Genomic DNA, 13,985 nt, shown 5'->3' on the forward strand with positions numbered 1-13,985 from the left:
TTATTAATCAATTACCCATTTCCGTTCGTATGGAACGGTCTTTTTCGGGTCATAATTCATACCTTCTTGTGTGGGTATATGGATAACGTATTTCTTTCCGGTTTTGTTTTTCAGTGAAGAGCCGCGTAACCAGGGATTAGCGTCACGTAATTGGGCATAGGTGATGCCTTGTTTCTGTGCAAAGTCGCTCAGGTCACTGATTTCGGTATTTACCGTCACTTCTTTGTAAGGAATGACGGGATAGAGATGCTCCCGTTTCAGCAAGAAGCCAAAGCGTTGCGGGTTGCCGAATACCTCTTTCACGGCCAGCAGGCGGAACATATAGCGGGAAGTCTCTTCTACCAGCCAGAGGTCCATGGCATGATCAGCCAGCTGCTTGTCCAGTTGCGAAGAAATGCGTCCCTGTCCGGCATTATAGGCAGCGGAAACGGCCATCCAGTCACCATATTTGGCATAAGCCTGCTTAAAATAGCGACAGGCGGCTGCAGTGGCTTTCTCGATGTGGTAGCGTTCGTCTACGTTATCGTTGATTTCGAGACCGAATTCGCGGGCGGTGGCGGGCATAAATTGCCACAGGCCGGCGGCACCTGCCGGGGAGCGTGCGATAGGGTTGAGACTGCTTTCTATCACCATCAGATATTTGAAGTCGTCGGGGATACCGTTGGCTTTCAATAGTGGTTCGATGATGGGGAAGTAGCGGTTGGCGCGTTTTAACATCAGCATGGTGGTGGAGTGCATATAAGTGAACGACATCATTTCACGGTCCATGCGTTCACGTCGGTCGTAACGACGGAGGTCGATGGTGTCGCCATCGAAGATTGCTTGTTCGGGGACGGTAGGCGGAGTGACACAGTATGGTACTTCCGATTGTACAGAATGTTGCTCGCTGAGGCAAGTGCTCCCCACGAGGACAGGAATACTGATACCGGCGCCCAAGGCGAGGGCAGTAGTGAAGATATAGTTGATAGATATATGTTTCATGACAGTTTTTTTATTAGTTGGTGGGGTAAAGATAACCAAAAGGATTAAACCAAAAAGGATATTCATACGTTAATTATATGTAACGGGGCTCGAAAGTGTCTATCCCGATACTTATTTTCGCAACCTCAAAAACGCGCATGAAGAAGTTCATATTAATCATCCTTACGTTATTATATGCTGTGGTGTCATCAGGCATTACAGTCAACGTTCATTACTGCATGGGCCGTATGGCAGATGTGGAATGGGGGAGTGCATCTGCTTGCACCATGTGTGGACAGAAGAAGACTTCGGATTGTTGTAAGGATGAGGCACATTACATCAAGCTGGCGGTAGATCAGGACGTGAACCATGTGGTGGTGACGAACCTGGTACCTGTGGTGACAGAACTGTTACCGGTGCTCTATGCAGGATTTCTGTCGTTGGAGGTGGAAGATACCTGCCAGAGTTTTATTGCTTTTGATTCTCCACCCAAGCAAACGGGAGTTCCTCTGTTTGTTTATCATTGTACTTATTTGATTTAGTATTCACTTTACTTCCTTTCCGGAGAGAAGAAAAGAAGTTATTCCCCTCTGATTTTCAATGTGGGACAGGAATTGGTATACCCTTTTGATGCATTTCATTAGGGAATATCCTATTCTCTGGGACATTCTGTCAGGGATTCCCATATCCTTTTGGGCATTCCAAGTGTTTACTATTATACAATAAATATCTTTCTATATGATCAACAAAATAATCCGTTATTTCCTCGAAAACAGGGTAATAACCATGCTCCTGCTGGCGCTGGTCGTGGTCTGGGGAGTCTCTACCGCACCCTTCAACTGGCATGGGGGCATCGTGCCGAGAAACCCGATTCCGGTGGATGCTATCCCCGACATCGGTGATAACCAGCAGATTGTGGCCACGGAATGGATGGGACGTTCGCCCAAGGACATCCAAGACCAGATTACGTACCCGCTCACTACCTCGCTGCTGGGCATACCGGGGGTGAAAACCATCCGTAGCTCGTCCATGTTCGGGATGTCGTTTATCTACATCATCTTTGAGGATGATATCGAGTTCTACTGGAGCCGTTCGCGCATCCTGGAGAAACTGAATTCGTTGCCGCCGGGCACGCTGCCCGAGGACATGCAGCCTACGCTGGGCCCGGACGCTACGGCGCTGGGGCAAATCTACTGGTACACGCTGGAGGGGCGCGACCCGAAAACGGGACGACCCACCGGAGGCTGGAACGCCGAGGAACTGCGGACGATACAGGACTTTTATGTGAAGTACTCCCTGTCCGCCGCCGAGGGCGTGTCCGAAGTAGCATCTGCGGGCGGGTTTGTCAAGGAGTACCAGATAGAGCTGAACCCAGACGCGATGTACTCGTTCAACGTGTCGGTGATGGACGTGATGAACGCCGTGAAGAAGAGCAACCTCGACATCGGCGCCGAGACGATGGAGGTGAACAAGGTGGAATACCTGATCCGTGGGCTGGGTTACGTGAAGAATGTGGCGGACATCGAGAACACCGTCGTCACCGTCCGGGAGGGGGTGCCGGTGCGCATTTCCGATATCGCTTTCGTGAACATCGGGCCGGGCACGAGGCGCGGCGGACTGGACAAGGAAGGTGTGGAGGCCGTGGGCGGCGTGGTGATTGCCCGCTACGGGTCGAACCCACTGGAAGTGATCGACAACGTGAAGGAGAAGATTCATGAGATGGATGCCGGTCTGCCGCAAAAGACGCTGGCGGACGGGACGGTATCGAAGGTGACCGTCGTCCCCTTCTACGACCGGACGGGACTGATCAAGGAGACGATCGGCACGCTGGAGTCGAGCCTTTCGCACGAGATACTGATCTGTATCATCGTGATTATCGTGCTGGTGCTCAACCTGCGGGCGTCGGTGGTGATTGCGAGCATGCTGCCCATCGCGGTGCTGGCTACATTTATATTGATGCGGTACACGGGGATCGAGGCGAACATCGTGGCTCTGTCCGGTATCGCCATCGCCATCGGGGTGATGGTGGACGTGGGGGTGGTGTTCGTCGAGAGCATCATCCGGTATATGGAGATGCCGGAGAACCGGGGGATTACGAAGGGGAAGGCGCTGGCTGGACTGATATACAAGGCGGTGAGCGAGGTGTCGGGGGCAATCGCTACGGCGATGATTACGACGATTGTCAGTTTCCTGCCCGTGTTTGCTATGCAGGCGCAGGAGGGGAAGATGTTTTCGCCGTTGGCTTACACCAAGACGTACGCGCTGGCTTCGGCTTTCGTGCTGGGGCTGATCCTGTTGCCGACACTGGCTTATTTCCTCTTCTCGGTGCGGATCGACTCGAAGATGATCCGGCGGGGGATGAATTACGTGCTGATCGGGATGGGCGTCGCGCTGTGCTCTATCTACGGCAGCATCCCCGCGCTGGGGCTGACGGCGGTAGGGGTGAACAATCTGCTGGCGGGGCGCTGGAAGAATTCGAAGATAGCCAACTACGTCAACATCGCCATCGCCCTGCTCGTGGCGCTCTTCTACCTCTCCGAAGAGTGGTTGCCGATGGGCCCGGCGCGGGGGCTAACGGTGAACGTGCTCTTCGTGGCCGGTTGCGTGGCTATCATCCTGGCGATGCTCTGGGCGCTGGTCATCTTCTACGAGCGCATCCTGCGCTGGTGCCTGGCCAACCGTTGGAAGTTTATGATGATCCCCGTGGCGACGGTTGTCTGCGGGTTCTTCATCTGGCGGGGCGTCGGGCAGGAGTTCATGCCGAGCCTGAACGAAGGCTCTTTCCTGCTGATGCCTACCAGCATGCCGCATGCGGGCATCGAGCAGAACCTGGACTATGTGGAGAAACTCGACAAGCGCCTGGCCGCCATCCCGGAGGTGGAGACGGCCATCGGCAAGTGGGGGCGGATGAACTCCGCCCTCGACCCGGCGCCGGTGCAGATGTTCGAGAATACGATCAACTACCGTCCCGAATATATCCTCGACGAGGACGGGCGACGGGCACGTTTCCGGGTGGACGGGGACGGGGCGTTCGTGTTGAAGGACGGGGGCACGTATAATCCTGCCGACGGTTTCCGCCTCTTGCCTGCCGACAGCCTGGTGGCCGACCCCCGGGGCGACTATTTCCGCCAGTGGCGGCCGGAGATCAAGAACGCCAACGACATCTGGCAACAGATTGTCAACGTCACCCACCTGCCGGGGCTGACTTCGGCGCCGAAGCTGCAACCCATCGAGGCGCGGCTCGTGATGCTCTCCACAGGCATGCGGGCGCCGATGGGGGTGAAGGTGTATGGCCCCACGCTGGAGGACATCGAGCAGGGGGGTAAGCTGATCGAACAGGCATTGAAGTCGTCTCCGTCTGTCATCCCCTCGTCCGTGTTCTACGACCGGGCGGTGGGCGCTCCTTACCTCGAGATTAAGCTCAACCGGGAGTCAATGGCACGCTACGGTGTAGCGGTAGGTGACCTGCAAGAGGTGCTCGGAGCTGCCGTGGGAGGGATGGCGCTCACCCGCACGGTGGAAGGCCGCGAGCGTTTCCCCATCCGGCTGCGCTATGCCCGTGAGCTGCGCGACAGTCCGGAGGCGCTCTCGATGCTGCTCGTTCCCACCGCCACCGGGGCGCAAGTGCCGCTCAAGGAGTTGGCGGACATCGAATATTCGCGCGGCGCGCAGATGATCCAGAGCGAAAACACGTTCCTGGTGGGCTACGTCATCTTCGACAAGCTCTCCGGCCGTGCCGAGGTGGACGTGGTGCACGAGGCGGGGGCGATGCTCGACGCCAAGGTGAAGAGCGGCGAACTGGTGCTGCCCAAGGGCGTCTCGTATAAGTTTGCCGGGAACTACGAGCAGCAGCAGCGTGCTACGGACAGGCTGATGATTGTCGTCCCGCTGGCGCTGCTCATCGTGTTGCTGGTGCTCTACTTCCAGTTCCGCACGGTGACGGCTTCGCTGATCCATTTCTCCGGCGTGTTTGTCGCCTTCGCGGGCGGGTTCATCTTGCTGTGGCTCTACGGGCAACCGTGGTTCATGAATTTCAGCATCGCCGGTGAGAACATGCGGGATCTCTTCCAGATGCACCCCATCAACCTCAGCGTGGCGGTCTGGGTGGGCTTCATCGCCCTCTTCGGCGTGGCTACGGACGACGGGGTGCTGATGGGGACGTACATCCATCACGTCTTTCTGGAGCGTGACCCGAGAACCCGGCACGATATCCGTGAGGCGGTGGTCGAGGCCGGATTGAAGCGAGTCCGCCCTGCGGCGATGACGACGGCGACGACGCTGATCGCGCTGCTTCCCGTGCTGACATCCACCGGAAAAGGGGCGGATATCATGGTTCCGATGGCTATCCCGACGTTTGGGGGGATGCTGATACAGTCGATGACGATGTTTGTGGTTCCGGTGCTGCAATGCTGGTGGCGTGAGGCGGTGGAGCGTAGACGGGAGAAGAAACGGAAAGGAGCATACGGTGAGTAGTATCCCCCCATAATATATAGGGGCTGAGTACCCCTCGCATATGGGGTCCGTATACTCCCCACATATGGGGGCTATATACCCCCCGGGTAAGTCTCACCTTTTTGCATAATAATATTTCATAAGTAAACGATATCATATAGTAATGAACAGAAAATATAAATATCCATTGGTCATAGCAATTAATATTTTGCTTTGTCCCGCTGTTATTCCCGTTTCTGCGCGGCAATCCGCTTCACCTACCGAAGGACAGCAACCGGTCGACAGCTTGTCGGTTTATCTGGAACAGGCTGCCCGCAATAATCCGCAAGTAAATGCGGACTTCATGCTCTATAAAGCTTCATTGGAGAAGATTCCTCAGGCAGGTGCCTTTTCCGATCCCGAATTAGAGATCGGCCTTTTTATCAAACCCATGGAAACCTTGATGGGTAAACAGGTGGCCGACTTCACCTTGATGCAAATGTTCCCTTGGTTCGGTACCCGTAAAGCAGCCCGTGGTGAGGCTTCCGAGATGGCACGTATGGCCTATGAACAGTTTCGTGATACTCGCAACAACCTTTGGTATGAGGTCAAAGCCCAGTGGTATCAGCTCTGTAACCTCAATGAGCAATATCGCACGATGAAGACTAATATTCATCTTCTCTGTCAGCTTGAACAATTGGCGCTGAATCGTTTTTCTGCTTCGTCGGCACAGGCAACCTCTTTGTCTGTCTCATCTTCTTCTTCTTCTGCTGCTGCTAAATCGATTTCCTCGATGCCACTTGCGTCAGCTTCCGGTAACGACATGGCCGGTATGGGAGGAATGGGAAATGCGGCGTCTGCCATCGCTTCTGGAGCTTCAATCGGTACTTCTTCAGGTGGCATGTCTGGTATGGGTGGAGGATCGATGGGGAGTACTGCTACCGGTAGCATGTCCGATGTTCTTCGTATCCAGATGGAACGTGCAGAACTGGAAGATAACCTTGCCACTCTTCAGTCCGCCCGTCTGACTGCTGAGGCTCGCTTTAATGCCCTGCTCAACCAGCCGTCTGATGCTCCTGTCCATGTACCTGACTCTTTGACACAGCGTTTCTACCGTATAGATGAGCATATTCTGATCGACAGCATTCTTACACATAATCCTATGATTACTATGCTTGAGGCAGAAGGTGAAGCTTTTCGTGCCAAAGCAAAAATGGAGCGTCGTATGAGTTATCCTATGATCGGTATCGGACTGCAATACTCTTTGGTCAACAAGGTGGCCGATCCCATGGGGATGCCCGACATGAATGGTAAGGATATGGTAATGCCGATGTTAAAAATCAGTCTTCCTTTGTTCCGACGTAAATACAATGCACAACAACGGGAGAGCCATAATTACCGCGTGGCAAGTGAATTGAAGCGTGACAATATACAAAACCAGTTGCAGGCCGAATATATAAATGTCCGTCAGCAACTTGATGATGCTGCTCGTAAAGTGTTGCTCTACGAACAGCAGTACTCTTTGTCACTTTCCACGTGGCAGCTGATGGTACGTGAATTTTCCGCCGGGCGTCAGTCGTTGACTGACGTCATCCAGGTGGAACGTCAGATGCTTGATTATAAACTGAAAAAAAGTGAAGCTATAGCGGCTTATAATACTATGGTAGCGGCTATGGAAAAGCTAATAGCCCGCTGATAATATAGATATAGAACCACTAAAAACGATAACCATATGAAAAAGATATCAGATATTCTTCGTAAAAAGCAAGTACTTTATCCATTGATAGCCTTTGCCGGCTTTATCTTGGGGTGGCTTTTGTTCAGTCCTTCCTCTTCATCGGGAACTACCGAAGGGATACTGTCTGAACCTCCTATTCACGACACTCACGGATCATCCCATGACCTTGTACAGGACGAATCCGGTGTCTGGACCTGTTCCATGCATCCTCAGATTCGTCAGGATAAACCGGGTAAATGTCCTATCTGCGGTATGGATCTGATCCCTCTCAAGAAGAATGTAGCCTCTGGAAGTGATGACGCTATCGATCCCAATGCCATTCGGATGTCCGAAGAAGCTATGGCACTTGCTGATGTCCAGACCACCCGTGTCAGCCGGAGTAATCCTGTGAAACAGGTTCGTTTGTACGGTAAGATTATTCCTGACGAACGTAGTCTTCAGTCACAGACTGCTTATGTTGGCGGGCGTATCGAGCGACTTAATATTGAGTTTACCGGTGAGACTGTACGTGCGGGACAAACCCTTGCAACTCTCTATTCGCCTGAGTTATTTACTGCCCAGCAGGAATTACTTGAGGCCATCCACATGCAGCAACCTGCCCTTGTGCAGGCTGCGCGTGAGAAACTTCGTCTTTGGAATCTGACAGATGCTCAGATCGATGCCATCCGCGATTCCGGTCAGGCATCTCCTATGGTAGAAATCAAATCTAATACGAGTGGTATCGTCATAGCCAAGCGTATCAATCAGGGGGACTATGTTTCACAAGGCAGTGTACTTTTTGACATAGCTAATCTCTCCCATGTATGGGCTGTTTTCGATGCTTTTGAGGCAGACCTTCCGTTCCTTACCAAGGGGGACCTCGTGGAATTCACTCTTTCTGCTTTTCCCAGTAAGAAGTTTTCCGGTCGCATCTCCTTCATAGATCCTATCATCAATGCTACCACCCGTACTGCCCGTGTTCGTGTGGATGTAGCTAATTCCGCTCAGGAGATGAAACCTGAAATGTATGCCACTGCCCGGGTTTTTGCCCCTTTGAAAGGTTATAAAGATCAGATTATTGTTCCCCAAACTGCCATTCTCTGGACTGGTAAGCGTGCTGTGGTCTATGTACGTCAGCCTGGTACGGATATTCCCACCTTCCTGATGCGTGAGATAACTCTTGGTCCTTCCCTTGGTGGAGCTTATGTGGTTCTCGATGGACTTTCTGATGGTGAAGAGATTGTTACTAACGGAGTTTTCTCTATTGATGCCAGTGCGCAGCTTGAGGGCAAACGCTCCATGATGAATGAGAACGGTTCGGGTACTGCTCCGATGGTCGGACATGGAGGACATAATATGTCTGGTACGCATGACAGTCATGCCGGCTCTCAGAACAATGAGCATACTATGTTCACTGTTCATGGTTCCTGCGGTATGTGCAAGGAGCGTATTGAAACAGCTGCTAAACGTGTTCCCGGTGTCCGGACGGCAGACTGGGATCAGGAAAAACAAATGATTCACTTACAGTTTGATCCATCTAAAACCTCTGCAGATGCCGTAGCCAAAGCTATTGCTAAAGTTGGTCATGATACCGATAAATACAAAGCCGATAAGGCTGTTTATGATACCTTGCCCGGTTGCTGTAAGTACCGGGATAAGTGATACTCTCTTAAAGTAAAGAACGGATGGGGCTGTGTCGAAAGTCTTTTCACCACGGATTGCACGGATTTTCACAGATTATCAATATGGATAATTAATAACTTGAAATTCACTCTGTGTCATTCTGTGGTGAGTTTCGACACACACCCATTCTTTTTATAAGATGCCTTTAACTTAATATATGCCGAACTTTTTCTTTTCCCAATTGTTGTAATCCAGCAAACATCTTCCAGATGTAGTACTATGCAATTGATCGGATAATAGACCTATATAATAGATTTAATTATAAAACAACTCAAAACCATCTTATTCATAATCATTACGGAATGACGAAAAAACATCGGAAAGAGAGCCTTGATGCCCTTTTTAGGGAGAAGGTATTACTGGAAATGCTGAAAGTGGCAGGGGTCGGTATGTGGACGTACAGTACCGAAACGGGGAAATTGCGTTACATTGGATTTGCCGATACGATACACCGGCACGACGAATTACAGTATGTGGATCCATTGGATTATCTGAAACTGATGAATGGGGAAGATGCACAAATAGTCACTCAATTTATGGCTGCCCTCCATGCCGGACGTCCTCCTCAGGAGGGTATTCGCTATAAGGTGCATGGTAATGGAGAGGACTTCTATCTCGAAAATCATGTCGTGACCTGCCAACCGCTCGGCAACGGGTTTTATTACCTCAAAGGATATGTCAAGAATATTACCGCACAGGTGATGGAGATGAATCGACTGCATATCGGGAAAGAACGTACCGAACAGGCGGATCGGTTGCGTTCCGCTTTTTTTTCCCATGTCAGCCGGGAACTTCGGGGACCTCTTCAGGCGATGGAAGAGCTTGCGTCGCGGATGGTGAATGCCGGAAGCCGGGAAGAACGGGAAGAGTGCTTCCGACAGATACAGGAGAGTAAACGGGCGGCTATGAAGATGGCCGATGCGTTGCATACGGTATCACAACTTCCCGCCAGTACGTATGAACCTTATCATTCACCTATGCGGCTCTGTCTGATGTATCGCGACTTGCTGGCGGAAAACGGTTGTATCCACAACTCCGAAGACGGGGAGCAGGAGGCTAACTTTCTGTCGTTGCTCTTCTCGTAATGAAAAGGACACAAAAAGCTTTGGAGAATGAAGGACTGACTTCTTTTCAGGGTTGTTCTGAACTTTTTTTACCACAGAGTAACATAGAGTCTCACAAAGAAACTTTTCTTTCTTACATATCCGGATAAGTAGTAAATTAGAATTCTGTGCCTTCTGTTGTGAAATCGTATTGCTTGACTCCCCACAGGGTACATAGAGGCTTTCTTTCTCTTGCTTGACTATATTGGTTAAAACTCTGTGAGATTCCGTGTTACTCTATGGTGAATTGGATTCTAATCGTTGGGATATAAAAAGTCTTGGAGAATGAAACGCAAACTTCCTTTTAGGGTTGCTCTGCTTCTTACAGACTAATCGTATAAATCACTCCCGGCTGGAAAGTGCCGGAAGTGGGCTTCACCAGGTACGTCCGTTTTAGCAGCGAAAGCAATAGGACGACTTCCACCTTATAACTTGCCACGCCGGCAGGAACCATCACGGCATCGGTCACTGCCCCCAATAGAGGAATAGTCAGTGCAATGTCTGTTACGGAGCTGTCATAAGTGACACCTCCGCTGCCGATGTTAAGCGTTCCTTTATTGGATACCCCTACCAGTTTGATGCTGGACAGCGAACCCAGAAGGGAAGTGTTCAGCCGGAGCTGGGTCAGCACATGGTTGAACGTGAGGCTGACGGGCGAAGTGCTGGTGCTTCCCGTGGGAGTGCTGACGGCATACATCACATCCTCCGCTCCTGTCAGTGTGAAATGGTAGGTGGGGGCGATGCCGTTGTCCGGTGCGGTGATGTAATTGTTGCCGGCGGTTGCCGTTGTCGTTGTACGGGGATAGTAACCGTAGAAGATGACCCGCTTTCCTCCCAACGGATAATAAAGCTTGGGGTTGAAAGAGATCTGGTTGCCGCTGATGCCACTGGGTGTCAGGTTTAAGGCGAAAGGCGTGGGTGTCCAGGGATATTGACCGGCAGTACTTCCTTCCCTGACTGCGTAAATGCCGACACTCGACAGATTGGAAGCGTCGATCGTGGTGACAGGTGCCCGTGTGGGCAGTTTTTCTTCCGCGATTGCCATCCGTATGGGCACGGGTTCTTCAGGTGGCAGACAGTCGTCTGCTACTCCGTAGCTGCACCCTTGCGAGAGCAGCATCCAACCCATCAGAGTGAGGATAGCCCGTTTCATCGTCCTTTCTTTTTTGGCGTGGCACAGATTGCGTAGACAGGTATATTCTACAGTCTCCTGTGTAAATTCTTATGTCCTGCAAGGCTTCGGCTGTACGGTTCAGGCATGTTCCACAGTCTCCTGCGTAAACCTTATACTGTGCAATCTGCGTATTATGAAAGTATATTATTGTAACGAGGATGATCCTTGTCCTCCTACCTGCCAGGCTGTTACGCTGATGGCGGCTGTGATTTCTTTAGGCGTGAAGGTCAGCGTAATCAGGTGCGACTTTCCGGCCTCGGTGGTTATGGAGATGGCAGTTTCGGGATAGGTCACTCCGTCGCTTGTGGTAACGGCAACTGACAGGGCTTCACCGCTTTTCACCATCGGATAATTGCTTACCGTTGCCCCGGCCGTTGTGATGGGAAAGGTTCCCGAAAGCGTAAGATCTTTGGTAGTGTACGTCATGGCGGCTGTATTCAGGTCCAACGTGGCAGGTGCCTTCTGTTGTTTGATTACGAGGCTGGTCACGTTGACGCCCGATGCGGGATATCCCGTGCCGGATACGAACTTGAACTGCAATTGCGTCAGCAGGTGGTTGAAGATGAACGACAAGGGGGGGCAGTCGCTTTCGTTCCGGAAGCCTGGGCGGTGATCATCACATCCTCTGTTCCGTCGGCTGCGAATGTCACGCTCTTTCCTGCGAGTGTTCCTGCCGGATAGTAACCTTTGATATAGATGGTCGAACTATTCACCGGATAATAACGTGCCGGACTGAAAGAGAGCGCAGACGTCGGTGTGGGGGAGGCTACGAATGTCACGGTAGAGTTCCATGCGTTCGTCGTATAGTCTCCATCGGTAGTGGATGCCACGAACGAGGCTGTAATGTTATCATTCGTCGACACCGGTGCACGGGTTGCCACGCCCAGGATGCCGGCATTTAATTTGATCTCCGTGGCATTTTCTTCAGGCTGGGGATTTACAGTGGTGCAATCATCCTCCGAAGAGCAGCCCGACAGGGCCATCGCGCAAGCTATTACAGCAAACATTAACTTTTTCATACTTCTGTTGTTTTAGGTTATCACACATTAGAATTTACTATTTAGAAATTAAACATCTAAGATAATGCGGTAATAACAAAAGAGGTAGGGGTTGGTTCTCGAAATTGGCACAAGATAATTGAAGACAGGCCGGAAAGGTATATATCCGGTTCATCGCTCTTAGCGTCCGGAGCGATGCGGGTATGAATCCCATTGTTTATCGTTGAGTCAGATACACCGATCCATCCAGATTCTTGTACTTTGCGTCTTTGTAGATCTCTTCCAGCCATGCGGCATATTTTTGGATTACCGCATTCGATTCTTCAGACAGGTTCGCTCCTAAAACGCCGCTCCCCAATACGCCCGGGTTGCTCTCTGCGATGTCTTCCTTTATCATCTTCAGGGTCAGTTCTACTCCCGTCGCGTTTCTGATATTCGCTTCCGGTAAGCTTTGGGCGATTAATTCCTCCAGATGCCGTTTATCCTTCAACGTCATGTAGCCGTACCAAAGGAAACATCGCATCTCTGCCTTGGCTGCTTCTATGAACACATCCAGATAAGTACGGCCGTTTCTGCCGGGCTTGTCTATCTCGTAAGGATCGATGTGGAGGAACGACGATGCGGGGAGGGAAGAAAGCAGTTCAAGAGTCCCCTCGATGGAATCACGATTGAACAAGGTTATGCATTCTTTCAATCCCTTTGTGCCGGCATACTGGCTTACGTTCTCCAAGGGAGCCGATTCGATATCGAAGAAAATATAGCGTGCCGTATCTCCTAAGATATTCATTGCCAGTCCGGGTGAGCCGATGTAGCGGTTTGCCTGCATTGCGTCGCTCTCCTGCTGATAATAGGCCGATCGGCGGAGCGCCCCTTTGGGGTGATAATATTCAGTACGCTCGGGTATACATTCTTTTTCTGCGGCTTCGGCTCTCTTCAGAAAGTGGTAGATGCCGTACTCCTGTTCGGGCGTTCTTTCCAAGGCGTATTGCGCGCAGGCAGCATTGGTTTCTACGTAGACCTGCGGCTTTTCGATGCGTAGCAGTTCACACAAAAGGAGATGTTTCAGCACATCCGCCTGCTTTCCGAAGTGTGTATAAGTCATGTCTTTCTCGTTAAGAGGTTATTCATAAGTTCGGTTGCAATATTCGTTAAATGTGGGGAGAAATGCAAGCCTTTGGCCGTTTATTCGTTTTATAAGCGTATTTTTGCAGGGATTAAAAAAAAGAGAGACATGCAGGAGATAAAAGTGATCGCATTCGATGCGGACGATACGTTATGGGACAACCAGGTGTTTTACGACGAGGTGGAGAGTGAGTTCTGCCGGTTGCTGAGTGAATATGGAACGGCGGAAGAGGTCTCCTCCCGCCTGTTCGACATAGAGATGGAGAATATGGATATCTATAAATATGGCGCTAAGCCGTTTACCCTTTCGATGGCGGAGGCAGCCGTGACGATCAGCCGCAACCGGGTGCCGGCCGAAGTGATCGGACGCATTGTGGAGATGGGGAAAGAGCTGTTGGAGATGCCCATCCGGCTGCTCGGCGGGGTGACGGAAGCGCTCGAAACCTTGAAAGACGATTATAAACTGGTCGTGGCAACCAAAGGCGATCTGCTCGATCAGGAACGGAAGCTACAGCGTTCGGGCATTGCCCATTACTTTGACCATACGGAGATTATGACCGACAAAGCGCCGGAGGATTATCAGCGGTTGATCTCTTCACTGGACGTCGCTCCGCAATCCTTCCTGATGGTGGGCAATTCGTTGAAATCGGATGTGCTCCCGGTTCTGTCATTGGGTGGGCAGGCCATTCACGTGCCGGCTGAGGCGATGTGGAAACACGAGGAGATTCATCCGTCGGGGAAGGAGTATCTGATGATCCGTTCGTTGGCGGAATTGCCGGAGGTGCTGAGGGGATGAA

General features: G+C 51.5%; 11 protein-coding genes. 6 read left to right on the plus strand and 5 right to left on the minus strand.

Going from position 1 to position 13,985, the window contains the following annotated elements; translation table 11 throughout:
* Positions 1–3 precede the first annotated feature (3 nt).
* Complete coding sequence (locus KO473_RS09245; RefSeq protein WP_005821519.1) at positions 4–981, minus strand: lytic transglycosylase domain-containing protein; 978 nt, start codon at positions 979–981, stop codon at positions 4–6.
* A 137-nt stretch (positions 982–1,118) separates the two neighbouring features.
* Here KO473_RS09245 and KO473_RS09250 point away from each other — a divergent pair, with 137 nt between their 5' ends.
* From KO473_RS09250 to KO473_RS09270, 5 genes are all read left to right on the plus strand, one after another.
* On the plus strand, positions 1,119–1,502 hold the full coding sequence (locus KO473_RS09250; RefSeq protein ID WP_032531627.1) for a hypothetical protein: 384 nt from the start codon (positions 1,119–1,121) through the stop codon (positions 1,500–1,502).
* Positions 1,503–1,698: 196 nt separating this feature from the next.
* A complete protein-coding gene (locus KO473_RS09255) occupies positions 1,699–5,433 on the plus strand; it encodes an efflux RND transporter permease subunit (protein WP_005821518.1) in 3,735 nt (1,244 codons plus the stop codon).
* A gap of 142 nt (positions 5,434–5,575) precedes the next feature.
* Positions 5,576–7,087 carry a TolC family protein gene (locus tag KO473_RS09260; RefSeq protein WP_005821517.1) on the plus strand — a complete coding sequence of 504 codons (1,512 nt, stop codon included), beginning with the start codon at positions 5,576–5,578 and terminating at the stop codon, positions 7,085–7,087.
* A 36-nt stretch (positions 7,088–7,123) separates the two neighbouring features.
* A complete protein-coding gene (locus KO473_RS09265) occupies positions 7,124–8,770 on the plus strand; it encodes an efflux RND transporter periplasmic adaptor subunit (RefSeq protein ID WP_005821516.1) in 1,647 nt (548 codons plus the stop codon).
* A gap of 323 nt (positions 8,771–9,093) precedes the next feature.
* Positions 9,094–9,876: a hypothetical protein gene (locus KO473_RS09270; RefSeq protein WP_005780981.1), complete on the plus strand. Its 783-nt coding sequence runs from the start codon at positions 9,094–9,096 to the stop codon at positions 9,874–9,876.
* Positions 9,877–10,216: 340 nt separating this feature from the next.
* On the opposite strand, the gene KO473_RS09275 is transcribed toward KO473_RS09270, so the two are convergent.
* The 4 genes from KO473_RS09275 to KO473_RS09285 all read right to left on the minus strand — a co-directional run bounded on the left by KO473_RS09275 (position 10,217) and on the right by KO473_RS09285 (position 13,168).
* A complete protein-coding gene (locus KO473_RS09275; RefSeq protein ID WP_216035105.1) occupies positions 10,217–11,047 on the minus strand; it encodes a fimbrillin family protein in 831 nt (276 codons plus the stop codon).
* 165 nt (positions 11,048–11,212) lie between these two features.
* Positions 11,213–11,641, minus strand: coding sequence for a fimbrillin family protein (locus tag KO473_RS23400; RefSeq protein WP_005821514.1), 429 nt, complete (start codon positions 11,639–11,641; stop codon positions 11,213–11,215).
* Positions 11,614–12,087, minus strand: coding sequence for a fimbrillin family protein (locus KO473_RS23405; protein ID WP_005821513.1), 474 nt, complete (start codon positions 12,085–12,087; stop codon positions 11,614–11,616). Before KO473_RS23405 ends, KO473_RS23400 begins: the two co-directional genes overlap by 28 nt.
* A 196-nt stretch (positions 12,088–12,283) precedes the next feature.
* The gene (locus KO473_RS09285) at positions 12,284–13,168 is read right to left on the minus strand and encodes a hypothetical protein (protein WP_005821512.1); all 885 of its coding nucleotides are present in this window, start codon (positions 13,166–13,168) and stop codon (positions 12,284–12,286) included.
* 129 nt (positions 13,169–13,297) lie between these two features.
* On the opposite strand from KO473_RS09285, the gene KO473_RS09290 reads away from it, so the two are divergent.
* The gene (locus KO473_RS09290; protein ID WP_005821511.1) at positions 13,298–13,984 is read left to right on the plus strand and encodes an HAD family hydrolase; all 687 of its coding nucleotides are present in this window, start codon (positions 13,298–13,300) and stop codon (positions 13,982–13,984) included.
* Position 13,985 lies beyond the last annotated feature (1 nt).

The organism is Bacteroides sp. HF-4919 (genome assembly GCF_018860125.1).

Bases quoted from the DNA above. Each gene is read 5' to 3' on its own strand.
- KO473_RS09245 (WP_005821519.1), bottom strand. From the start codon at position 981: ATGAAACATATATCTATCAACTATATCTTCACTACTGCCCTCGCCTTG.
- KO473_RS09255 (WP_005821518.1), top strand. From the start codon at position 1,699: ATGATCAACAAAATAATCCGTTATTTCCTCGAAAACAGGGTAATAACC.
- KO473_RS09260 (WP_005821517.1), top strand. From the start codon at position 5,576: ATGAACAGAAAATATAAATATCCATTGGTCATAGCAATTAATATTTTG.
- KO473_RS09250 (WP_032531627.1), top strand. From the start codon at position 1,119: ATGAAGAAGTTCATATTAATCATCCTTACGTTATTATATGCTGTGGTG.
- KO473_RS09265 (WP_005821516.1), top strand. From the start codon at position 7,124: ATGAAAAAGATATCAGATATTCTTCGTAAAAAGCAAGTACTTTATCCA.
- KO473_RS09270 (WP_005780981.1), top strand. From the start codon at position 9,094: ATGACGAAAAAACATCGGAAAGAGAGCCTTGATGCCCTTTTTAGGGAG.
- KO473_RS23405 (WP_005821513.1), bottom strand. From the start codon at position 12,087: ATGAAAAAGTTAATGTTTGCTGTAATAGCTTGCGCGATGGCCCTGTCG.
- KO473_RS09290 (WP_005821511.1), top strand. From the start codon at position 13,298: ATGCAGGAGATAAAAGTGATCGCATTCGATGCGGACGATACGTTATGG.
- KO473_RS09285 (WP_005821512.1), bottom strand. From the start codon at position 13,168: ATGACTTATACACACTTCGGAAAGCAGGCGGATGTGCTGAAACATCTC.
- KO473_RS09275 (WP_216035105.1), bottom strand. From the start codon at position 11,047: ATGAAACGGGCTATCCTCACTCTGATGGGTTGGATGCTGCTCTCGCAA.